Genomic DNA, 21,025 nt, shown 5'->3' with positions numbered 1-21,025 from the left:
AAACCGGGCAGGCCGTCTTGACCTGTTCTTGCCCTATTCACCGGAATACCTCGGGCGTACGAAAGGTTTCACCCTGCATGTACTTGGCGGTCAGTGCTGCCCGCCACAGGAACCGCACTCCCGCCCCACTCCTCCCCTTTCCGCTGCCCGGAGGCCGCACGTATGCCACGAACGACGCATGAACAGCCCGCCGCGGAGCTTCCTGATCCGCGGACATCGAAGACAGGCCGCGGGATCGTCCCCGTGCTCGCCTTCGCGGGCATCACCGTCGCGGTGATGCAGACCCTGCTCGTCCCCGTCATCAAGGACCTGCCCGCCCTTCTGCACACCGACCCGTCCAACGCGACCTGGGTGATGACCGCCACCCTGCTCGCCGGCGCCGTCGCCACCCCGATCATGGGGCGGCTCGGGGACCTCAACGGCAAGCGGCGGATGCTGCTGGCCAGCCTCGCCGTGATGGTGGTCGGCTCGCTGATCTGCGCGTTCACCGACGACCTCGTGATCATGATCGTGGGCCGGGCGCTCCAGGGCTTCGCCATGGGCGCGATCCCCCTGGGCATCGGGATCATGCGCGACGAGCTGCCGCGCGAGAAGCTCGGCTCCGCGATGGCCCTGATGAGCTCCTCGATCGGAGTGGGCGGCGGACTCGCGCTGCCCGTCGCCGCCCTGGTCGCCCAGCACGCCGACTGGCACACCCTCTTCTTCGGCTCGGCCGGTCTCGGCGTGCTCGCCATGGGGCTGACCGTGCTCGCGGTGCCGGAGACCTCGCTGCGCGCTCCCGGACGGTTCGACGTCACGGGCGCGCTCGGCCTCTCCCTCGGCCTGGTCCTCCTGCTGCTGCCGATCACCAAGGGCAGCGACTGGGGCTGGACCTCGGGCACCACACTCGGCCTGATAGCCGCCGCCCTGGTGGTCCTCGTCCTCTGGGGCGTCTTCGAGCTGCGGAGCGACGCGCCTCTGGTCGATCTGCGGACCACGGCCCGGCGCGAGGTGCTGCTCACCAACCTCGCCTCGATCATGGTCGGGGTCGCCTTCTACGCCGTCTCGCTGGTCCTTCCGCAGCTGCTCCAGCTGCCGACGTCCACGGGTTACGGACTCGGCCAGTCCATGGTGGTCGCCGGCCTGTGCGTGGCCCCGCTCGGCCTGACGATGATGTTCGTCGCCCCGGTGTACGCCCGGATCTCCGCCCGGTACGGCCCCAAGACGACCCTGATGCTCGGCATGCTGGTCATCGCGATCGGTTACGGGGCCGGGCTCGGCCTGATGAGCGCCGCCTGGCAGACCATCGTGATCGCGGTACTGCTCGGGGCCGGCATCGGACTCGCGTACTCCTCGCTGCCCGCGCTGATCATCGGAGCCGTCGACGCCTCCGAGACGGGCGCGGCCAACGGTCTGAACACCCTGATGCGCTCGATCGGCACCTCGGTGTCGAGCGCGGTCATCGGCATGGTGCTGGCGAACACCTCGGTGCAGATGGGGCCGGTCTCGGTGCCCAGCATGGAGGGGTTCCGGACCTCGTTCATGATCGCTACGGGTGCGGTGCTCGTCGGCCTCGTACTGGCGGCGTTCCTGCCGTCGCAGCGGAAGGCCGCCGCACCGGTGCTGCTGGCGAGCAGCGCGGGCGACGCCGCCGCGCGAGAGGCCGGCCGGCCGCTCCCCGCCGTCCCGCACCCCTTCGCGGGCTCCGACGGCTTCCACGGCCGGGTGCTGGAGGCGGACGGGACGCCGGTGGCCGGCGCCAATGTGACCCTCATCGACCGGAGCGGCCGGCAGGCCGGGCTCACCACCACGGACGCGGAGGGCCGCTATGCGCTCGCCGCCCCCGGCAGCGGCAGCTTCGTCCTGGCCGGGTCGGCCGCCGGATACGCGCCCCGGGCCCGCCCCGCTTCGCACCCGGCGCACGGGCCGCGGACCGAGACCGATCTGGTGCTGACGCTCAGCGCACCGGAACGTCGAACCGCGACACGGTCGTGAGCAGATGAGAGACGTCCGTCCCCACCGGAAGTTCCTGCGGCTGCGCGCCGCGGGTGAACAGCCGGGCGGGGCGGGCGCCCTGGACCCGGGCCTGGCGCCCGTTGACCCGCAGCCATGAACCCTCGCGCAGACCGAGCACCGGCACGTCGTTCTCCTCCAGGAACTCGGTGAGCCGCTCCTCACGGGTCTCGCCCTTGTGGGTGCTGTCTGGGTCCGGGTCCAGGTAGTGCGGGTTGATCTGGAACGGGACGAGGCCGAGCGTCTCGAAGGACGGCGGCTGCACGATGGGCATGTCGTTGGTCGTACGGAGGGTGGGCGCCGCCATGTTCGTCCCCGCACTGGCCCCCATGTACGGGAGCCCTTCGCGCACCGCCTCGGTGACGGCGTCGCGCAGACCGGTCCGGTAGAGCGCGCTCAGCAGCCGGAAGGAGTTGCCGCCGCCGATGAACACGGCGTCGGACGCGGCGAGTTCGGCGCCGGGGTCGGCGTTCTCATGGACCCCGCGGACGCTGATCCCGGCCGGTTCCAGGGCGTCGCGGACGCGCGTGGTGTACGTGGTGTAGTCGGCGAGCGCGTAGGGCACGAAGGCCAGCCGGGCGCCGGAGGGCAGGAACGCGGCGACCGTGTCGAGGGCGTGTTCCAGGTAACCGCAGCCGTGCTGGGTGGAGTTGGAGAGCAGGAGCAGATTCACGGGGTTCCTCTTGGGGTTCTCTTCGGGTCGGTTCATGCGGGTGCGAGGCGGGTGTTCCCGGGTCAGGTGGCCCGGGTGCGGCGGGCCTTGGGCTTCGGGCGCTGCGGCGGGTGGGTGAGACGCCTCTCCAGTAGTTCGGCGGCCTGGCGGAGCGGTTCGAGCCGGTTCTCCGGCGCCCCCTCGAACCGTTCCTTCGCGCCACCCAGGCTGAGGCTTCCGTACGGTTCGCGTCCGAGGAAGACCGGCACGGCGACGGTCGCGATGCCGGTGTCGTACTCGCCGACCGTCCAGGCGTACCCCTGGGCGCGGACCTTCAGGAGCTCCTGCTCCAGCAGGTCCGGATCGGTGACGGTCCGGTCGGTGAACCGGGCCATCGGACGCCCCCGGAAGAGCCGGTGGCGCTGCTCGTCCGGCAGGTAGGCGTAGAACGACTTGCTGGTCGCCCCGGCGTGCGCCGGGTAGAGCTCGCCGACCAGCGGGTAGTAGCGCAGCGGCCCGGTCTCGCCCTCCTCGGCGGCCACGCACCGCATGTGGAAGCTGTCCGGCAGACAGAACAGCACGGTGTCGCCGGTGACCCGGCGCAGCTCCTCCAGGACCGGTCCGGCCAGCAGCTCCAGCGATCCGGAGCGCTCCCAGAGCCTGCCCAGGCGCAGCACGGCGGGGCCGATGCGGTAGCGGCGGGTGGCCGGGTCGGAGACCAGGAAGCCGCGCCCCGCGAGGGTGGCGAGCAGCCGCTGGGCCACCGAGGTGTCCCAGCCGAACTCCTCCGCGACCTCGGTGACGCCCCAGTCGGGTCGGGTCCGCTCGAACGCGAGCAGCACGAGGAGCGCCCGGTCGACGGTTTGCAGGGCTCCGGCGGGGGTGCGCCGGTCAAGATCGAAGTCCGTCATCCTGATCTCACCATTCAGACCTGAGTTGCAAATAACGGGAAATGGTTGCGCTCAACGCTATCCGATCCCGAATCTGCTCTCAGCACCCCGTCCGGCACCCCACTCCCTGCCGGGTGCCGGACGGGTGTGATGGATGCGCGAGAAAGGCCCCCCATGTTGAAGTACGTACTGGACGTCGTCGATCTCCTCGACGATCCCCAGGTGAATGGCAAGACGGTCGTCGAGTACCTCGACTCCGTAGCGGGGGCCGAGGGCTCGTCCGCGGAGGTCACCACGGTCGCCGGCGAGCAGGGCTCGACGGACTTCGTGATGGTCCGCATCCCCGGCTCCCGGGGACGCACGGCCGGGGGCGACGCCCGCACGCTGGGCGTCGTCGGACGGCTCGGCGGCATCGGCGCCCGGCCCGAGGTGACCGGACTGGTCTCCGACGCCGACGGCGCGGCCTCGGCCGTGGCCACCGCCGCGAAGCTGCTCGACATGCGCCGCCGCGGCGATGTGCTGCCCGGCGATGTGATCGTCGCCACCCACATCTGCCCCAACGCGCCGACCGAGCCGCACGACCCGGTGCCGTTCATGGGCTCGCCCGTGGACATCGCCACCATGAACCGGCACGAGGTGACAGGCGAGATGGAGGCCGTGCTCTCCATCGACACCACCAAGGGCAACCGGATCATCAACCACAAGGGCCTCGCCCTTTCGCCCACCGTCAAGGAGGGCTGGGTGCTCCGGGTCAGCGAGCAGCTCGGTGAGCTGCTGGCCGTGGTGACCGGTGAGCCGTTGGTCACGTACCCCGTGACCACCCAGGACATCACCCCGTACGGTAATGGGGCACACCACATCAATTCGATCCTTCAGCCCTCCACCGCGACGGCCGCTCCCGTCGTCGGCCTGGCCATCACGTCGGCCGCCGCGGTGCCGGGCTGCGGCACCGGCGCGAGTCACGAGAGCGACATCGCGTCCGCCGCCCGCTACGCCGTGGAGGTCGCCAAGGCCTACGGCGGCGACCACCTGGACTTCCACGACGCGGTGGAGTTCGACAACCTCGTCAACCGCTACGGGTCGCTGGCTCACCTGCAGACCTTCGGCCGCACACCCCAGGAGTCCTGATGGCAGCGTCCCCGCAGGCCGGCGCCGTGGCCCCCGAGGCCAAGAGCATCGGCAGCGACGACTACTCGCTCTCGCGCGTCCCGCGCGACAAGCGGTTCGGTTTCTGGTCGATGCTGCTCCAGTGGCTGGCCCAGTCCGGTTCGATCTCCCAGTTCACGCTCGGCGCCACCATCGGCGTCGGCATGACCTTCGGCGACGCCTTCCTCGCCTTCACGCTCGGCGCGGTGATCCTGGAGGTCGTGATCTTCGCGATCGGCCTGGCCGGGATGCGCGAGGGTCTCGCCACCCCGATGCTGACCCGCTGGGTGGGCTTCGGCCGCAACGGCTCCGCGCTGGTCAGCTTCGTCATCGCGGTCAGCCTGGTCGGCTGGTTCGGCGTCCAGAACACGATCTTCGGCAACAGCGTCTCGGCGCTGGTCGGCGGACCGGCCTGGATGTGGTGCGTGTTCGCCGGGATCGCCATCACCGCCCTGGTGATCTTCGGCTTCAAGTACATGGCGAACTTCGCGAAGATCGTCACCCCGCTCTTCTTCGCGATGGTCGCCTGGTCCGTCATCACCACGCTGAACGACCACTCCTTCAGCGACCTGATCCACTCGCCGCCGCCCGGCGAAACGATTCCTCTCGCCGTCGCCGCCACCGCCATCGCGGGCGGCTACATGACGGGCGCGATCGTCTCCCCGGAGATGACCCGCTACAACAAGAAGGGCTCGCACGTCTTCCTGCAGAGCGCTTCCTCGATGATCCTCTCCGAGTACATCGTCGGCATGACCGGCGTGCTCCTGGGCCACCTGGTCAAGAGCAACGAGGTCTCGCACATCGTGCTCTCCACCTCCGGCGCCTTCGGCGTCATCGTGGTCCTGATGTCCACGGCGAAGATCAACGACTGGAACCTGTACGGCTCCTCGCTCGGCGTCGTCAACTTCTTCCAGGTCGTCTTCGGCAAGCGCGTCCACCGCGGCGCGGTCACGATCGCCCTCGGCATCGCGGGCACGGTCCTGTCCGCGGTCGGGATCATGACCCACTTCACCGAGTTCCTGACGATCCTCGGCGTCGCCATCCCGCCGATCGGCGGCATCATCGTGGCCGAGTACTGGGTCGTAAAGAAGATGCGCAAGCCGCTGGACGACACCCGGGAGTCCGAGACGCTGCCGAAGTCCTCGCCGACCTGGGTCCCGATGTCGATCGCCATCTGGATCGCGGCGTTCTGCGTCGGCAAGTTCTACGACGGCGGCATCCCGGCCCTGAACTCGCTGGCCACCGCCTTCGTCCTGTACAGCGTCCTCGGCCTGCTGGGCTGGGTGCGGCCGTACGGCACCTCCACCCTGGACGACGACGAGGGCGACGCCGCCCCCGCCGCCCGCACCACCACCTCCGTGGGAGCAGCATGAGCACCACCCCCGGCCCCGCCGCACCCCTGGTCCCGGCCTCCGACGAGGCCCAGGCCGAGGTCGTGGACCTCTGCGCCGAACTGATCCGCTTCGACACCTCCAACCCCACGAGCACCGAGCGCGCGAGCGCCGAGTGGGTGGTGGGCCGCCTCGCCGAGGTGGGCATCGCCTCCGAGCTCATCGAGTCCGCCCCGGGCCGGGCCAGCGTCATCGCCCGGATCGCGGGCCGCGATCCCGAGCGCGGCGCCCTGATGGTCCACGGCCACCTGGACGTGGTGCCCGCCGACGCCTCCGAGTGGCAGGTGCCGCCGTTCTCCGGCGAGATCCGGGACGGCTACCTGTGGGGCCGCGGCGCGATCGACATGAAGGACACGGTGGCCGTCATGCTGGCCACCGCCCGCCACTTCGCCCGCACCAGTACGCAGCCCTCCCGGGACCTCGTCCTGGCCTTCCTCGCCGACGAGGAGGCGGGCGGCAAGTTCGGCGCCCACTGGCTGGTCGAGCACCGCCCGGAGCTGTTCGCCGGGGTCACCGAGGCCATCGGGGAGGGCGGCGGGTTCTCCTTCGCCCTCGACGACACGCGGCGCCTCTACCCGATCGAGAACGCCCAGCGCGGCATGGCCTGGATGGAGCTCACCGCGACCGGCCGGGCCGGCCACGGCTCGTCCCCCAACGACGAGAACGCGGTCACCGACCTCGCCGAGTCACTGACCCGGATCGGCCGCGAGACCTTCCCGATCCGGCTGATCGAACCGGTCCGCGCACTGCTCGAAGAGGCCGCCCGGCTCTACGGTGTCGAGTTCGACGAGAACGACATCGAGGGCAGCCTCGCGAAGCTGGGCCCGGTCTCCGACTTCATGCAGGTGGTGCTCCGCAACTCGGCGAACCCCACCATGTTCAACGCCGGCTACCAGACCAACGTGATCCCCGGGAAGGCGACCGCCCGCGTCGACGGCCGTTTCCTGCCCGGTCACGAGCAGGAGCTGATCGACACGATCGACAAGCTGCTCCTGCCCTCGGTCACCCGCGAGTGGGTCAACCACGACATCGCGATGGAGACGACGTTCGACGGCCCGCTCGTCGACGCGATGTGCGACGCGGTGCGCGCCGAGGACCCGGACGGCCACCCGGTGCCGTACTGCAACCCCGGCGGCACGGACGCCAAGGCGTTCACCCACCTGGGCATCCGCTGCTTCGGCTTCAAGGGCCTGAAGCTCCCGCACGACCTGGACTACGGCCGGCTGTTCCACGGCGTGGACGAGCGTGTCCCGCTGGAGGGACTGCGCTTCGGCGTCCGCGTCATGACCCGACTCTGGCAGAGCTGCTGACACCTCCGTCACGGCTCTGCCGGGGGCCCGCCCCGACCCGGGCTCACCCCTCCCGTACGCCCCCGCCGGTTCGTCCGGCGGGGGCGTACGGCGTCCCGGGCCGCCGCCCCACGGACATTCACGGGCACTTCACCGGAAAGTCAGCCGGGTCGCCCCTGCGCCTGGTCCGCACTGCCTACCGTCGATGGTTCAGACCGGTTACCGGTCCGTTATCAAGGCACTTCGCAGACAAGGACCCCCGTGAGACTCACTCCGCTCGTGATCGCCGCCTCCTGCGCGGCCCTCGCCGCCCCGGCCGTCGCCCACGCCCAGCCGCAGCCCTCGGCCCCGCCGGCCGCACCCGGCGTCAGCGTCCCCGGCGGACGGTACGACCACGCCGTGACCCTGAAGTTCCGCGCCGAGCACGGCACCACCGTCCGCTACACGCTGGACGGCACCACCCCGACCCGCGAGAGCCGCGTCTACTCCCCCGGCCGGCCGCTCAGGATCACCGAGGACACCAACGTCACGGCCGTCGCCTTCCACGGCAAGCAGACCAGTGTGCCCATGGCGTACGGCTATCTGATCAAGACGAAGGAGAAGCCCCTCGCCCGCTTCGTCGTCATGTCGGACGTCCATGTCGGTGACCACGAGCACAACGACAAGAAGTACGAGAGCTTCTTCGACACCATCGGCTCGGTCTTCCCGCACCCGGACGCGATCCTGTCGAACGGCGACATGATCAACGACAACGGTGACGGCAAGGGCCCCGACCACCGCATCGTGTCGGACATCTTCCGGGCCAACCTGGAGCGCAAGGGCATGACCGGCACCCAGGTCCTGATGTCCAACGGCAACCACGACGACAGCCTCGCCGCGATCCGCGCCGGCTACCCGAAGGCCTGGTTCCCCGACTCGGGCGGCGGCTACTACGAGTCCGACGTCAAGGGTGTCCACCTGCTCACGGTGAACACCGAGACGTACAACAACGACACCGCGCAGCGCACCTGGCTGAAGAGCCGGCTGGCGGCGCTCACCGCCGGTCCGGCGAACGCGAACAAGCCGGTGCTCGTCCAGGGCCACCGGCCCACGACCGGCACCACGATGGACGGCCAGCAGGCGTCCAACCCGAAGTTGGCCGAGGACCTGAGCGCCTTCCCGCAGGCGATCCTCTTCTCCGGTCACTCGCACCTCAACATCAACGACGACCGGTCGATGTACCAGGGCGACTTCACCTCCGTCAACGACGGTTCGATGTCGTACGTGGAGGTCGACCACGGGTACCGGATGGTGACGGAGAACGGCCTCGCCGACCGCTTCGAGTCGCCCACCGCGCAGGCGCTCTTCGTCGAGGTCTACCAGGACCGCACCGAGATCGACCGGATCAACATGGCGGCCGACCGGCACGACATCTACACGGGCGGCCAGTGGTCGGCGAGCTGGCAGCCGCCGTACGCCAGCGCCGGCACGCTGAGCGGTCCGGGCTGGACCGTACGACTGAAGGGCTCGACGAACCAGCAGATCAGGGACAACTTCCGCTACACGGCCGCGCAGCGGAACACGGTGGCGCCGACGTTCACCGCCCGCGAGCCGCTGAAGGCGGTAACGGCCACCACAGGTGGCACGGCGCTGCGGGTGGCCCAGGCCACCGACGATCAGATGGTCCACCACTACCGGGTCGACATCACGGACACGACGACCGGCGCGAAGGCCGTCTCGTCCAAGGTGCTGTCCGACTACTACTTCCTGCCGCGACCCAACGTCCTGGACATCCCGGTCACGGGCGCGGTGGCGGGCCACCGCTACCGGGCAGAGGTCGTGGCCGTCGACGCGTACGGGAACGCGTCCCGTACCGCCTCGCTGGCCTTCAAGGGCTGAGACACCGGCCGCGGGGGGTGCGGGCGGGCGTCGCACCCCCCGCGCGCGCCCCCGGCCCCCGCGTGCGGCACGATGGGGCGCCGTCGAACTGCCCGCTGCACATCCCGCCCCACCAGGAGGAACCCCGTGGCCGCCGAGCCCAAGCCGGAGATTCTCGCCGCGTTCCAGGCCGCCAAGGGCTTCATGCCGGTGGTCGAGGGACTCGCGCTGTACGCCGCCGCCGCCGAGGCGGCCGCGCTCGGACTGCCGCTCCTCGAAGTGGGCACGTACTGCGGGCGCTCCACCATCCTGCTCGCCGACGCGGCGCGCGCGGCCGGTGTCACGGCGCTCACCGTCGACCACCACCGGGGCAGCGAGGAGCAGCAGCCCGGCTGGGAGTACCACGACCCGACGGTGGTGGACCCCGAGGTGGGGCGGATGGACACCCTGCCCACGTTCCGCCGGACGCTGCACGCCGCAGGTCTGGAGGAGCACGTGGTGGCGCTCGTGGGGCGGTCGCCGCAGGTGGCGGCCGTCTGGGGCGGGCGGCTCGGACTCGTCTTCATCGACGGCGGTCACACCGACGAGCACGCGAACGGCGACTACGAGGGCTGGGCGCCGCATGTCGCCGAGGGCGGGCTGCTGGTGATCCACGACGTGTTCCCGGACCCGGCACACGGCGGCCAGGCCCCGTACCGGGTCTATCTGCGGGCGCTGGCTTCGGGGGCGTTCACCGAGATCTCCGTCACGGATTCGCTGCGCGTGCTGCGGCGTACGGCACCGGGGATCTGATCGGCCCGGACAGCGTGCGGGCTCCCGGATAGCATCGCCGGGTGCGTCACGACGAGAGCGTTCCCCCCACCCCCCGCCGCCGCAAGCTGTCCGCCGCGGCAGCGCTGACCGTGCTGTGTCTGGGCGTGTCCGGCTGCGGCGGTGACGGCGGCGCCGTGCAGGCGCAGCCCGGGAAGGGCGGCGAAGCCGCTCCGTCCCCGGCGTCCGCTCCGGCCGCCACGGCGACGCCGTCACCGGTGCGGACGAGCCCTTCCCCGTCGAAGAAGCCCGCCACGCCCTCGCCGCCCGCTCCGGACCTCCCGTCCGGGCCGCTGTCCGGGAAGACGGTCGTCATCGACCCGGGCCACAACCCGGACAACCACCTGCACACCGCCGAGATCAACCGCCAGGTGGACATCGGGACCACGCACAAGGAGTGCGACACCACCGGCACCTCGACCAACTCCGGTTACGCGGAGGCCCGGTTCACGCTCGACGTCTCGCACCGGCTGCGGGCCCTGCTCCGGGCACAGGGGGCGAAGGTGATCCTGACGTACGACGGTGACCGGGCGTTCGGGCCCTGCGTCGACGAGCGGGCCCGGATCGGCAACAAAGCGAAGGCGGACGCGGTCGTCTCGGTGCACGCGGACGGTTCGGCGGCGGGGAACCGCGGCTTCCATGTGATTCTTCCCGCATCGGTGCGCGGCGGTGGCGCGGACACCTCGAAGATCGTGGGCCCTTCGCGTGATCTGGGCACCCGGATCGCCGGACTCTTCGTGCGCGCTACCGGAAGTGCGCCTTCCAATTACATCGGCGGCAATACCGGTTTGGACACCCGCAAGGATCTCGGCGGACTGAATCTGTCGACCGTGCCCAAAGTCTTCATCGAATGCGGCAATATGCGTGATCCTGAGGATGCCGCCCTGCTTACCAGCGCGGGCTGGCGTCAGAAGGCGGCCCAGGGCATCGCGGACGGCATCAGCAGCTACCTCAAGGGGTAGTTAAGGGGTGGTTCTGCGATGAATTCGGGAGGATGCCTGCCCAAGGACCGGGCAGGGACGCAACCCGCCCGGGCAGACGATAGATTCATCCGTACGATGGGGGGCCGCTCCCGAGCTTCGCGCCGTACCCGCCGTACCGGTGGCAGCGACGACCGCCCCGACGAGACGACCGACTAAGGACCTTCACGTGAATATCCGCTCCCTCACTCGAGGCGATGGCGTGGTGATCGGAGCAGCGGTCGTGCTGTTCATCGCCTCTTTCCTGGACTACTTCGACTACGGAAGCACCACTGTCGACGCGCCGAACTCCTGGGATTCCCTGGGCAACGCGATCGGCGTCTACATGGTCGGTGTGGTCGGTGCCGCACTGATCGTGCTGTCCCGCTCGCAGCCCCAGCCGCGCAAGGTCCTCGGCCTCGACCTCGCCGCATTCGGCGTGGCCGCCACGGTGTTCACCGCGTGGAACCTGTTCTGGACCATCATCGACCTGGGCCAGATCGACGCCGGTGCCGGCCTGATCCTCGGCCTGATCGCCTCGCTGGCGCTGGCCGCCGGTGCGGTCGCCTCCCCGATGCTCCCGGCTCTCAAGGCCCCGCTGGCGGGCGCCCCGAAGCCGCAGGCCGTGCAGCCGCCGTACGGTGGCCAGCCGGGCCAGGGCTACGGGTACCCGGGTGGCCAGCAGCAGCCGCCCTACGCCGGTCAGCCGCAGCCCCAGGGCCAGGCGCCGTCGTACGGCGGTCAGCCGCAGCCCGGCCAGCCCGACCCGCAGCAGGGTCAGGCGCCTGCCCAGCAGGCCGCGCCCGCCGGTGACTTCACCCCGTTCTGGTTCGCGGTGCCGGTGGCCCGTCCGCTGTACGGCGAGGACGGTTCGCCGGCCCCGATCGCCGAACTGGCACCGGGCACCTGGTATCTCGCGGTCGAGCAGAGCGGTCCGGGCCTCATCGCCCAGACGCAGGACGGCCGTCGTGGTGTGCTCCAGGACACCACGGGCATCCAGCGCGGCTGACCCAGCGGCGCAAGCAGCGACGACAGCGGCCCCCCGCCCCTTCCGGGCGGGGGGCCGCTGTCGTACCCTCCGGCTATATCTGATGCATCGTCAGAGACAGTGGGAGGCAGCGGAATGCGGCTCGGACTCGCTCTCGGATACTGGGGCCGCGGCCCGAACCCGGACCATCTGGACCTCGCCCGCGAGGCGGAGGAGCTGGGCTATGCGTCGGTGTGGACGGCGGAGGCCTGGGGTTCGGACGCCTTCACCCCGCTGACCTGGATCGCCGCCCACACCTCCCGTATCCGGCTGGGCACCGCCATCGCACAGATGGCGGCCCGCACCCCGACCGCGACCGCGATGCACGCCCTCACCCTGGACCACCTCTCCGGCGGCCGGATGATGCTCGGCCTCGGGCTCTCCGGCCCGCAGGTCGTGGAGGGCTGGTACGGCCGCCCGTTCCCCCGCAGCCCGCTCACCGCGACCCGCGAGTACGTCGACGTGGTACGCCAGGTGCTGCGCCGAGAGGCACCCGTGGAGCTGGACGGGCGGTTCCACTCCCACCCGTACAACGGCCCGGACGCCACCGGTCTCGGCAAGCCCCTGAAGCCGATCACGCATCCGCTGCGCGCCGGGCTCCCGTTGCTGCTGGGCGCCGAGGGACCGAAGAACATCGCCCAGACCACCCGGATCGCGGACGGCTGGCTGCCGCTGTACTGGTCGCCGCTGCGCACCGATGTGTACGAGGCCTCGCTGAGCGGCCTCCCCGAGGGGTTCATGATCGCGCCGATGGCCCGTGCGCAGGTCTGTGACGATGTCGCCCAGGGGCTGCTGCCGGTGAAGGCGATGCTCGGCTTCTACATCGGCGGCATGGGCACGGCGGCCCGCAACTTCCATGCGGACCTGATGGCACGGATGGGGTACGAGGAAGAGGCGCGGCGGATCCAGCAGCTGTTCCTGGAGGGCCGCAAGGAAGAGGCGGTCCTGGCCGTGCCGGATGCGTTCGCCGATGAGATCTCGCTCGTCGGGCCGAGGGAACGGATCGCGGAACGCCTGGAGTTGTGGCGCAAGGGCCCGGTGACCGACCTCCTGGTGACCGCGCCGGACCCGCATACGTTGCGGGTGCTGGCGGAGCTCAATCACTGAACACCCCGACCACGACCACGGGCCGGCGCCACCGAAGAGCACCACACCGGACACGTCTAACCGGACACGGGCGTCAGCTGCTCATCCGCCCACGCGGCGAAGGTGGTGAGCGGAATGCCCAACTCCCGGGCGAATGCGGGCCGGGCGGGCTGAAGGACCACGTTGTTCCACTCGTGTCCGGCTCCCCACGCCGGCATGCCCGCGCCAAGAGCCTCCTCCACAGTCATGGAGGGTGCAGTCACGGGCACGCTCCAGGCGGCGGACAGGGTCTGCGCGATCTGCTCCATCGTGCGCAGGTCGCCGGCCAGTTCCAGCTCCACCCGGTGGAACCGGTCAGGGTCCCGAAGGGCGTGCGCCGCGGCCGTGCCGATGTCCCGCACGGCCACGAGAGCCAGTTCGGTGTCGGGCTTCAGTACCGTCAGCAGTCCGCCGCGGGGCCCCTTGGGCGCCAGCATGGGCAGGTTCTCCATGAAGAAGGCGGGCTTGATCACCGTCCAGCGGTCAAAGCCCGCACCACGCACCGCCTCCATGATCGCCTGCTTGGTGTGGAAGTAGTCCGCCATGGCCGCCCAACGGCCCTCGGCCCAGCCTGCGACCCGGGTGTGCTCACCGACTCCACTGGTCGAGGACTGTACGAACTGCCGCACTCCTCCGGCCTTCGCCGCGTCCACCAGGTTGGTGGCCTGGGCGAGTTCGCCCGCGAAGTCCACGCCGGTCTCGTCCATGGGCGGCATCAGCACCGAGAACACCGCGCGGACCCCCTCGACCGCCGGGCCGAGGGAGGCCCGGTCGGAAAGATCCGCCCGCACCAGCTCGGCACCCAGCGCCTCGATCGTCCGGGCGGGCTTCGACCCCGGATCACGTACGAGCGCACGTACGGGCACCTCGGCGGCCAGAAGTGCGCGAGCCGTGGCCCCGCCTTGCCGGCCGGTGGCGCCGGTGACCAGGACGATATCGCTGCTGCTGGGCATGATCGCTGCTCCTCGCGGACGGGAGAGCAAAACGGCGGGGCCCGCCGTTTTACCTGCCGCTAAGATATGGCGGGGCCCGCCGTTTAGCAATGGGGAGATCATGACCGGTCAGCGTTCGGATGCTCGACGCAACTATCAGCGCATCCTCACCGTCGCCGAGGCCGAGGTCGCCGCGCGCGGCGCCGAAGCGTCCCAGGAGCAGATCGCCCGCATCGCAGGAGTCGGTTCGGCGACCGTGCGCCGCCACTTCCCCACCCGCCGCGCCCTCCTCGAAGCCGTCTTCCAGGAGCGCATCGAGACCCTGTGCGAGCGAGCCCACCGCCTGCACACGACCGGGAACAGCCGCACCGCGCTCCTGGAGTGGCTCCACGCCTTCGTCCAGTACGCCGTCTCAGCCCGCGGGTTCGCCCATATCCTCAGCTACGAGCCCCCCATCGAAGAGCCCTCCCCGAGCAGCTGCGGCAGCAGAATCGAAGCCGCCGGAACTCCCCTGCTCCAGCGGGCCATTCGCGACAAGGCGGTCGCACCGCACATCACCTTTCACGACCTGCTGACTCTCTCCGTCGGCATCGCCCTGGCCACCGAGCACCACAAGGACCCCGCCACCCAGGCCGACCGCCTCTTCCACCTCGCGGTGGAGGGGCTCAGCCCGGGGCAGGGCGGGGCCGGGGTGCCCGGTGACGCCTGAGTCCCGGCTCACCTGCGCGGGTGGGACGTAACGGTCGCCCGGATCGATGCGTTGCAGTTGGCACCCTTGTTCCAGTACGGACCCGCCTGGGCCGAGGCGGTAGAGCGGACGAGGAACGAGGAGCACGGCTTGCCAGGGCGGAGAGGTCGGGCCGAGGTGTTACAGCACCTGGTCCCGATCACTCCTCGAATCGGAGATGCGATCGGGACCAAGTGCGGGTACCGCTGTCCGATCGCACGGCGAACGACGAACGGCACCCAGGGTCTTACCTCAAGGAGGTGTCGTGCCGGACATCGCCGGCGCGATGCCTGGCCACGAAGAACACCCACTCGATCTCTTCCATCGCCAACGCGTTGATCTCGTCCATGGGCTGCCTCGACCAGCTCTCCTCGAACCGGCACAGCGCCGCCTGACGCGCCCGGAACCACCACTCGTCCACGACACCAACCGCATGCCGCAGGCGCTCACGGACCCAGTCCGCCGCCCACCACCGGCCCGCATCCAACGCGAGGAGCACCAGGACGAGGTGGTTGCGCGTCCTCACCCCTCGCCCCTCCCCTCGGCGGCATGTGCGACGGCCCGCAGGAGTCCAGTACGGATCTCCCGGTAGCCGGTGTGTCCCGTCTCCCCCACGTGCCGAATGCACCACTGATCACGCTCGGTGGCGTCCGCATCGTTGGACGCGTCGCACCTGTCATGACAAGACGCGCACTCCACCTCGTAGACCTGCGGGGAACCGGACGCGTCAACCCTCAGCACCCAACTCCGGTCATGAACAACAGAGACTGGCCGTGCCAGCCGGCCGGCACGTCGCAACACCGTCAGCTGCATGAAAACGGGGAGCCGCAGCGGACGCCCCGAATCGAAGCTCACGACCACGACCACGCCCCCGGTCGCCAACCGGTCCAAGCGGGATCCCGTCACGGCAAGCCACCGCCCCCGAACCAGCACCAGGTCACCGCGCCGCACCACGATGGCGCACGTACGGAACTTACGCACCTCCATCATCGCCGTCACCGCCATCCGTGCGCCGGTTGAGTCCGATCTCCGCCCAGACGACCTTCCCCGGGCCACCCCGGTCCCCGAAGCCCCATTCGTCAGCGAAGGCACTGACAAGCAGGAGGCCCCTGCCCTCACACGCGTCCTCGTCCGGTTTGCGCTCCTGCGGCGCGACCTCCGAGCCGTCATGCACCTCGATGCGCAGACCACCACCCACCGGCTGGAAGCGGGTCTCGATCTCACGACCGGGCGAGACGCGGGCATGACGCCCCGCGTTGGTCAGCAGCTCAGAGAGGACGAGGGCGGCCGGATCCCACAGAGCCTCCAAGCCCCAACTCTCCAGCGAGGCATACAACTCGACGCGCGCAAGCCCGACACAACGCGGATGCCGGCTCCAGCGCCGCACCACCAAGGACCTCAATGCGTTGTTCATCAGCGCACCGCCACGCCGTGAATCACACTCGGCCCCACATCGATGCCGTGCAACGCCAGCCAGAGCGCCCGCCGCCGCTCCCGGCGCCACCGATTCTCGGCCCGCTCCCAGCGGTCGAACGCCGCCTGTGAGAACGGACCTTCAGCCGGGCGGAGTTGGGGGCTGACGTTCACGACACCACGGCTGACTACGAGGCGCCGAGGGCGCGTCGCGACGGGTGCAGTTCGACGGGGGTGCACCGTCGGCGCGAGCGGTGGCGCCGCAGGGATCAGAAGGGCGAGCACTCGCCGTAATGCTCGACCGATAGAATTCAGCATGTCGACGCTCCTTCAAAGCGTTGGCCACGCCCCCGGACCCGCAACGGTCGCGGGGGTCTTTGCTGCCCCGTTCGCGATCACGCGTTGCGCATCTCGACGAACGGAACGTCGCGCAACCACGCTAGAGGTGTTCGAATCACCACCGCAAGTGACTCGTTCGCAAATTTGCGAGCACGGCGTCCCTAGGTGGACTGGCTCCGGCGTGGCCCAAAGCGGCACACTGAGGCGGACATTGAGAGGGGAGTGGCCATGCCCGCAGGTGGGAGGCCCACCGTTCGGAGCCGACGGCTCGGGGCGGCGTTGAGGCGATACCGCGAGGCGGCAGGCTTGGATCAAGCCGCCGCCGCTGAGGCGATCATGAAATCGGTCAGCAAGGTGAGTCGCCTTGAGGGCGGAGCCGTGTCGGCATCAGCCCTGGAGGTCCGGACCCTCATGGACCGCTACGGGCTACAAGACACCGACGAACGCGCGAGGCTGGAGCGCTGGGCACGCTCCAGCAACGAGCGCGGCTGGTGGCTCGACTATCAGGACACGGTCCGGCCGGACTATGCGGATCACATCACGCTTGAAAACGATTCGACTTACATTCGCTCCTGGGAGCCAGCCCTCATTCCTGGCCTCTTGCAGACCCCGGAATACGCAGAGGCTGTCATCGCATCTGGGCCAACATTTATTGCCCCTGAAAGAATCAGGCAGCTCGTCAAGGTGCGCCAGGAGCGACAGAGGCGGATCGAAGGGGGCGGGACACACTTCACCGCCATCATTTGGGAGCCCGCCATCACAGCGCTGGCGGACGCCCCAAAGTATTGCGAAGCGCAGTGGATGAGACTCATCGAAGCAGGTCAGCGGCAGAACGTCACCGTTCAGATACTGCCCGAGTCGGCAAGCATGGCAGCGGGCATGTCCGGCGCGTTCGTCGCCTTCTCGTTCGGGGTCGAGCCGAACGTCGAGGCGGTAACCGTGCGAAATGTCGCGAACACGACGGTAGTCGAGTCGGTGGAAGATCTTTCCGTTTATGTCAACGTCTTCGATCAGCTACGCTCGGCAGCCATGTCCCCGGAGGCGAGTACGAAGCACATCAGGCAACTCATCAACAACCAACAGCGAAATTGAAAGAAGAGAGTAATCGTGGCACCTGAGATTGTCGGAACTTTCTCCAAGTCGTCCTATTCGGATCAGCAGGGGGACTGTGTGGAAGTTGCTCCCCTCGCCAACGGCGGCCGCGCCGTTCGGGACAGCAAGAACTTCGGTTGCGGAACTCAGCTCCACGCCTCGGATGCCTGGGCTGCGTTCCTGGAAGCGGTGAAAGGCGACCCCTTCTCTGTGAGGTAGGGGACCGAACACGGGCTGTCCGATTGACGGCGGCTCAAGACCCCGCCCGCGCACCGGCAGGAGCCCGCCCCTCGCGGGTCCAACCCGGCAGTTCGTCCGCCGTCCACGCCGTGACGACCCGCTCCGCCGGGACACCGCACTCCTCGGCGCGGGCGCTGACGTGGATCTGCCAGCCGAGCCGGCCGGGGGCGTGCGCGTCCGTGTCGACGGCGAACAGCGCGCCCGCGTCCACGGTTTGGCGCAGGGGCAAAGACCTCGGCCGCGTCGAACCGGGACTCCGGGCGGCCCCGGCCGGTGCAGTAGCCCAGGATGTTCGCCTGCGGATTCGACCGGACTGACGTGGTTCAAGTCCAGCTACAGCAATCAGCCCGCGTGGAAATCGCAGGCACCGACACCGGTTTCGTTCCGGTGCGAGACAGCAAGCAGCCCGCCCCCGTGGTCAGCTTCAGTACGCACAGTTGGTCGGCGTTCGTCGCGGACACGAAGGGCGCGCACTCTGGCGAAACCGCCTACGTCTGCGGGGCGCTCGCACCCTGCTCCTGCCAACCGACTGAAACCCATCGAGCCCCGCCCATTCACAAGCGGGGCTCGATGCATGGGCACTCCCGGGAACTCTCCATGCAGAGGACACCCGGTCGTGCATCGGCCCCGAACTCAGGCTTCCCAGTCCGCCCGGACGACCATAGCGAACGACGTACACAGCCTCCGGAACGACTTGTGTCCGCTCCGCCGGTATGACTGATGCACTCGACGTCGACGGGCTCCGGATCGGTCGCTGGTGTCGACTTCCAGTCGCACCACAGGCACTCAGCCTCGAAGGTGACTTCGGTGTCCGGATGCTCCGTGATCTTGTGAAGGACGTACCGGTAAGCGGCCCGAACGATCCCGGTCACTTGTGCAGCCCGGCGCGGTGACGGCCGATCTCAACGTTGAGGTCGACCACCCTCGACCAGTCGCCGGCTCGGGCCGCTTCGGTCCGCTCGTCGACCAGCGCGCCGCATACGTCGCACCCCTCATGAGGCTTCGGCGGTTTCGGGGCGTCCATCATCAGGTACACCGGGGGCGCCATCGTCGTCTTCGCGTCGTCCATGGGACGCGACGCTAAAGAACGCGAGTTGGGCGCACCATCAAGTGTTCTCGAATGTTCGCGCACATAGGCAGACTGTTCGCGTGTGGTCTCACGCAGCTCCGGGAGTCAGGTCCGGACAAGGAGGTCCTCCGGCAATGATGTGCAGACAGGCAGGTCCGGACGGAAAGGACGTGGAGACAGTGGCGCGGAACCTCCGCTTCAACGGCACCGGTTCGGGTGGGGGCGGATGCCCCTCCGTACACGAGGACTTGGAAAGTGGTGAGGTGATCGTTCACGGCCCACCGCTCACCGACCCCGACGACGTCGCCCAGCTCCAGCACCTCAACACCGGAGAGGTACCGATCGTGGTGCCCCGGGAACTGCTGGTCGACTTCGCCCCCAGGACCCGCACCCCTCGCATCATCGACCTGGAGGCGTTCGGGAAGCTGTTCGAGACGTTCGAGCACACGGCTTGGCGGTTGGAGACGCGGCGCCGGTTCGCCTCCGATGAAGTCACGGAGACGTACGCCCAGTTCGCTGCCGGCCTGCCTGTCCAGTGGGACCACGACGACGGCTGGTGCCGGAACGTCCGAGCCCAGTCCGGACAGGGCAAGCGGTTCGAGCGGGTCCGGATCGTCGACAGCCCGCCGACACCGGGCCAGTTGTACCTCCTCGACAACGCGAGGCGTAACTGCGCGGCCGGAGAGGACATCCGGAACTTGGGGCGGGCCGACACCGACCGGCTGAGGCTCCCCGCCGAAGATTTCTGGATCTTCGACTCACGGCTCGTGGCGCTCCTCAACTTCGATGAGGACGACGACCTCGTTGACGTGCAGTTGATCACCGAGCCGGCTGAAGTAATGCGCTACGCCCAGGCTCGGGACGCGGCATGGCATCACGCGATCCGGTACGACGTCTTCGCCTCGCAACTCTGACAGCTAGCGTGTGACCGGTGAGCACAGACTTCCAAACGGCACGAGACGCCCTCGGCGCACGGCTCCGGGAGCTTCGGGTCTCGGGCCCCGAGGGCCGGCTCACCGGTCCGCAGCTGGGCGAACGGCTCGGCTGGCCGCACTCCAAGATCTACAAGTTGGAGAACGGGCGGCAGACCGCGACCGCCGCCGACCTCTCAGCATGGGCGGAAGCCACCGGCCGGCCCGACGCCGTGGCCGACCTTCACTCACGCCTCAAGGGCCTTGAATCCCACGTCAGGTCTTGGCGACGCCAACTCGCCACGGGGCACCGCCCCGTCCAGGACGCGATCACCGCCGAGCACGCCCGGACCACCACCCTGTACGTCTGGGAGAACGCCCTCATTCCCGGGATGGTGCAGACTCCGGACTACGCCCGCGCCGTGTTCACCCGTCATGCCCAGTTGATGCGCTCCCCCAGGGACACCGAAGAAGCCGTACGGGCCCGGGTGCGACGCCAGGAAGCGCTGTACGACTCCGGGAAGCGGCACCGGATCATCATGTGGGAAGGGGCGTTGCGAGCCCTCGTATGCCCCCCTGCGGTGCTGACTGCCCAGCTCGACCGACTGTCCGGCCTCACCGGCCTCGACACGGTGGAGTTGGGGATCGTCCCGTTCGCCGCACCGCTGAAGATCCATCCCGCGAACGGGTTCTGGATCTATGACGACAGGCTGGTCGTCGTCGAGGACTGGCACGCGGAACTCTGGATAGACGACGCCGACAGCATCGCCGTCTACCAGCGCACATGGGCTCTACTACGCGAATCGGCCATGTTCGGCGTGGACGCCCAACAGATCATCTCGCAGGTCCAGCGCAACAGCCAGGGCGTCGCCGCGCCGCAACTCCGTCGCCCCGCCTCCCCGGTATGACCCGCGTTCCGTGACACTGCCGGCGGGGCTCAGGCCCCCGTCCGCGCACCGGCGGGCACCCGCCCCTCCCGCGGCCACGGCCTGGCGCAGCAGCCGCCGGGGCGGGTCCAGCCGCTCGGGCCTGCTGCTGACCTCCACCGCCGTGCCCGACTCGGCGACGACGGTTCTGCCCTTCCGGACGGCACGCCCTGCCCCGGAGTACCTCGCGCCGGCACCCGTATGTTCGGTACACAGGACAGGCCTGAACCCTGCGCCG

The 21,025-nt window shown here is 69.4% G+C and carries 22 protein-coding genes and 2 pseudogenes; 15 read left to right on the top strand and 9 right to left on the bottom strand.

The annotated features are described in order from the left end of the window. Positions 1 to 162 precede the first annotated feature (162 nt). Positions 163 to 1,974, top strand: a complete 1,812-nt coding sequence (locus OG912_RS25375; RefSeq protein WP_327711392.1) for an MFS transporter — start codon at positions 163 to 165, stop codon at positions 1,972 to 1,974. On the opposite strand, the gene pepE is transcribed toward OG912_RS25375, so the two are convergent. Together pepE and OG912_RS25365 are read right to left on the bottom strand one after the other, a co-directional pair. Beyond that, positions 1,937 to 2,665, bottom strand: coding sequence for a dipeptidase PepE (gene pepE, locus OG912_RS25370; protein WP_327711391.1), 729 nt, complete (start codon positions 2,663 to 2,665; stop codon positions 1,937 to 1,939). The two genes, OG912_RS25375 and pepE, sit on opposite strands and share 38 nt — an antisense overlap. Positions 2,666 to 2,727: 62 nt before the next feature. Next, entirely contained in the window at positions 2,728 to 3,555 is an 828-nt protein-coding gene (locus tag OG912_RS25365) for an IclR family transcriptional regulator (RefSeq protein WP_327711390.1), read from the bottom strand. 153 nt (positions 3,556 to 3,708) lie between these two features. Between OG912_RS25365 and OG912_RS25360 the strand changes: the two genes are divergently transcribed. The 8 genes from OG912_RS25360 (at position 3,709) to OG912_RS25325 (ending at position 13,120) form a co-directional block, all read left to right on the top strand. Beyond that, positions 3,709 to 4,662: a DUF1177 domain-containing protein gene (locus OG912_RS25360; RefSeq protein WP_327711389.1), complete on the top strand. Its 954-nt coding sequence runs from the start codon at positions 3,709 to 3,711 to the stop codon at positions 4,660 to 4,662. Then, a complete protein-coding gene (locus tag OG912_RS25355) occupies positions 4,662 to 6,053 on the top strand; it encodes a cytosine permease (protein WP_326735913.1) in 1,392 nt (463 codons plus the stop codon). The genes OG912_RS25360 and OG912_RS25355 overlap by 1 nt, the downstream gene beginning before the upstream one ends. Continuing rightward, positions 6,050 to 7,381 carry a M20/M25/M40 family metallo-hydrolase gene (locus OG912_RS25350; protein WP_327711388.1) on the top strand — a complete coding sequence of 444 codons (1,332 nt, stop codon included), beginning with the start codon at positions 6,050 to 6,052 and terminating at the stop codon, positions 7,379 to 7,381. The genes OG912_RS25355 and OG912_RS25350 overlap by 4 nt, the downstream gene beginning before the upstream one ends. A 240-nt stretch (positions 7,382 to 7,621) precedes the next feature. Further along, a complete protein-coding gene (locus tag OG912_RS25345; RefSeq protein WP_327711387.1) occupies positions 7,622 to 9,238 on the top strand; it encodes a chitobiase/beta-hexosaminidase C-terminal domain-containing protein in 1,617 nt (538 codons plus the stop codon). 126 nt (positions 9,239 to 9,364) lie between these two features. After that, positions 9,365 to 10,009: a class I SAM-dependent methyltransferase gene (locus OG912_RS25340; RefSeq protein ID WP_327711386.1), complete on the top strand. Its 645-nt coding sequence runs from the start codon at positions 9,365 to 9,367 to the stop codon at positions 10,007 to 10,009. A gap of 41 nt (positions 10,010 to 10,050) precedes the next feature. Next, on the top strand, positions 10,051 to 10,989 hold the full coding sequence (locus tag OG912_RS25335; RefSeq protein WP_327711385.1) for an N-acetylmuramoyl-L-alanine amidase: 939 nt from the start codon (positions 10,051 to 10,053) through the stop codon (positions 10,987 to 10,989). A gap of 220 nt (positions 10,990 to 11,209) precedes the next feature. Next, complete coding sequence (locus OG912_RS25330) at positions 11,210 to 11,995, top strand: hypothetical protein (RefSeq protein ID WP_327711384.1); 786 nt, start codon at positions 11,210 to 11,212, stop codon at positions 11,993 to 11,995. Positions 11,996 to 12,109: 114 nt separating this feature from the next. Beyond that, positions 12,110 to 13,120 (top strand): LLM class F420-dependent oxidoreductase, encoded by a 1,011-nt coding sequence (locus tag OG912_RS25325; RefSeq protein WP_327711383.1) that lies wholly within the window; start codon positions 12,110 to 12,112, stop codon positions 13,118 to 13,120. 56 nt (positions 13,121 to 13,176) lie between these two features. Here OG912_RS25325 and OG912_RS25320 read toward each other — a convergent pair whose 3' ends face one another. Continuing rightward, positions 13,177 to 14,091 carry an NmrA family NAD(P)-binding protein gene (locus OG912_RS25320; protein ID WP_327711382.1) on the bottom strand — a complete coding sequence of 305 codons (915 nt, stop codon included), beginning with the start codon at positions 14,089 to 14,091 and terminating at the stop codon, positions 13,177 to 13,179. A 100-nt stretch (positions 14,092 to 14,191) separates the two neighbouring features. Between OG912_RS25320 and OG912_RS25315 the strand changes: the two genes are divergently transcribed. Further along, positions 14,192 to 14,779 (top strand): TetR/AcrR family transcriptional regulator, encoded by a 588-nt coding sequence (locus tag OG912_RS25315; protein ID WP_327711381.1) that lies wholly within the window; start codon positions 14,192 to 14,194, stop codon positions 14,777 to 14,779. 265 nt (positions 14,780 to 15,044) lie between these two features. On the opposite strand, the gene OG912_RS25310 is transcribed toward OG912_RS25315, so the two are convergent. From OG912_RS25310 to OG912_RS25305, 3 genes are all read right to left on the bottom strand, one after another. Continuing rightward, complete coding sequence (locus tag OG912_RS25310; protein WP_327711380.1) at positions 15,045 to 15,323, bottom strand: hypothetical protein; 279 nt, start codon at positions 15,321 to 15,323, stop codon at positions 15,045 to 15,047. Next, entirely contained in the window at positions 15,320 to 15,610 is a 291-nt protein-coding gene (locus OG912_RS40100) for a DUF7848 domain-containing protein (protein ID WP_443061103.1), read from the bottom strand. Before OG912_RS40100 ends, OG912_RS25310 begins: the two co-directional genes overlap by 4 nt. A gap of 160 nt (positions 15,611 to 15,770) precedes the next feature. Continuing rightward, positions 15,771 to 16,211: an ATP-binding protein gene (locus tag OG912_RS25305; protein WP_327711379.1), complete on the bottom strand. Its 441-nt coding sequence runs from the start codon at positions 16,209 to 16,211 to the stop codon at positions 15,771 to 15,773. A 566-nt stretch (positions 16,212 to 16,777) separates the two neighbouring features. Here OG912_RS25305 and OG912_RS25300 point away from each other — a divergent pair. Next, positions 16,778 to 17,641 carry a DUF5753 domain-containing protein gene (locus OG912_RS25300; RefSeq protein WP_327711378.1) on the top strand — a complete coding sequence of 288 codons (864 nt, stop codon included), beginning with the start codon at positions 16,778 to 16,780 and terminating at the stop codon, positions 17,639 to 17,641. A gap of 15 nt (positions 17,642 to 17,656) precedes the next feature. Beyond that, a complete protein-coding gene (locus tag OG912_RS25295; protein ID WP_327711377.1) occupies positions 17,657 to 17,860 on the top strand; it encodes a DUF397 domain-containing protein in 204 nt (67 codons plus the stop codon). A gap of 34 nt (positions 17,861 to 17,894) precedes the next feature. Here OG912_RS25295 and OG912_RS25290 read toward each other — a convergent pair. After that, positions 17,895 to 18,186: pseudogene (locus OG912_RS25290) on the bottom strand (PHP domain-containing protein); the annotation flags it as partial. On the opposite strand from OG912_RS25290, the pseudogene OG912_RS40095 reads away from it, so the two are divergent. After that, positions 18,170 to 18,289, top strand: a pseudogene (locus OG912_RS40095) (hypothetical protein); the annotation flags it as partial. The pseudogenes OG912_RS25290 and OG912_RS40095 sit on opposite strands and share 17 nt — an antisense overlap. A 146-nt stretch (positions 18,290 to 18,435) precedes the next feature. On the opposite strand, the gene OG912_RS40090 reads toward OG912_RS40095, so the two are convergent. Together OG912_RS40090 and OG912_RS25280 are read right to left on the bottom strand one after the other, a co-directional pair. Continuing rightward, complete coding sequence (locus OG912_RS40090; RefSeq protein WP_443061019.1) at positions 18,436 to 18,753, bottom strand: DUF7848 domain-containing protein; 318 nt, start codon at positions 18,751 to 18,753, stop codon at positions 18,436 to 18,438. Beyond that, positions 18,750 to 18,950 carry a hypothetical protein gene (locus OG912_RS25280; protein ID WP_327711375.1) on the bottom strand — a complete coding sequence of 67 codons (201 nt, stop codon included), beginning with the start codon at positions 18,948 to 18,950 and terminating at the stop codon, positions 18,750 to 18,752. Before OG912_RS25280 ends, OG912_RS40090 begins: the two co-directional genes overlap by 4 nt. A 179-nt stretch (positions 18,951 to 19,129) precedes the next feature. Here OG912_RS25280 and OG912_RS25275 point away from each other — a divergent pair, with 179 nt between their 5' ends. Next, on the top strand, positions 19,130 to 19,864 hold the full coding sequence (locus OG912_RS25275; RefSeq protein ID WP_327713540.1) for a DUF6879 family protein: 735 nt from the start codon (positions 19,130 to 19,132) through the stop codon (positions 19,862 to 19,864). A gap of 17 nt (positions 19,865 to 19,881) precedes the next feature. Continuing rightward, complete coding sequence (locus OG912_RS25270; protein ID WP_327711374.1) at positions 19,882 to 20,769, top strand: helix-turn-helix domain-containing protein; 888 nt, start codon at positions 19,882 to 19,884, stop codon at positions 20,767 to 20,769. The last annotated feature ends 256 nt before the right edge of the window (positions 20,770 to 21,025 follow it).

This window comes from Streptomyces sp. NBC_00464 (assembly GCF_036013915.1).
Taxonomy (GTDB): Bacteria; Actinomycetota; Actinomycetes; order Streptomycetales; family Streptomycetaceae; genus Streptomyces.
The sequence above is the reverse complement of the archived record's forward strand: the minus strand, read 5'-3'. Positions and strand labels throughout refer to the sequence as shown.

Excerpts from the sequence above, each read along its gene's own strand:
- OG912_RS25300 (WP_327711378.1), top strand. The coding sequence starts at position 16,778 with ATGCCCGCAGGTGGGAGGCCCACCGTTCGGAGCCGACGGCTCGGGGCG.
- OG912_RS25355 (WP_326735913.1), top strand. The coding sequence starts at position 4,662 with ATGGCAGCGTCCCCGCAGGCCGGCGCCGTGGCCCCCGAGGCCAAGAGC.
- OG912_RS25360 (WP_327711389.1), top strand. The coding sequence starts at position 3,709 with ATGTTGAAGTACGTACTGGACGTCGTCGATCTCCTCGACGATCCCCAG.
- OG912_RS25365 (WP_327711390.1), bottom strand. The coding sequence starts at position 3,555 with ATGACGGACTTCGATCTTGACCGGCGCACCCCCGCCGGAGCCCTGCAA.
- OG912_RS25315 (WP_327711381.1), top strand. The coding sequence starts at position 14,192 with ATGACCGGTCAGCGTTCGGATGCTCGACGCAACTATCAGCGCATCCTC.
- OG912_RS25375 (WP_327711392.1), top strand. The coding sequence starts at position 163 with ATGCCACGAACGACGCATGAACAGCCCGCCGCGGAGCTTCCTGATCCG.
- OG912_RS25320 (WP_327711382.1), bottom strand. The coding sequence starts at position 14,091 with ATGCCCAGCAGCAGCGATATCGTCCTGGTCACCGGCGCCACCGGCCGG.
- OG912_RS25325 (WP_327711383.1), top strand. The coding sequence starts at position 12,110 with ATGCGGCTCGGACTCGCTCTCGGATACTGGGGCCGCGGCCCGAACCCG.
- OG912_RS25280 (WP_327711375.1), bottom strand. The coding sequence starts at position 18,950 with ATGGACGACGCGAAGACGACGATGGCGCCCCCGGTGTACCTGATGATG.
- OG912_RS40100 (WP_443061103.1), bottom strand. The coding sequence starts at position 15,610 with ATGCAGCTGACGGTGTTGCGACGTGCCGGCCGGCTGGCACGGCCAGTC.
- OG912_RS25305 (WP_327711379.1), bottom strand. The coding sequence starts at position 16,211 with ATGAACAACGCATTGAGGTCCTTGGTGGTGCGGCGCTGGAGCCGGCAT.
- OG912_RS25350 (WP_327711388.1), top strand. The coding sequence starts at position 6,050 with ATGAGCACCACCCCCGGCCCCGCCGCACCCCTGGTCCCGGCCTCCGAC.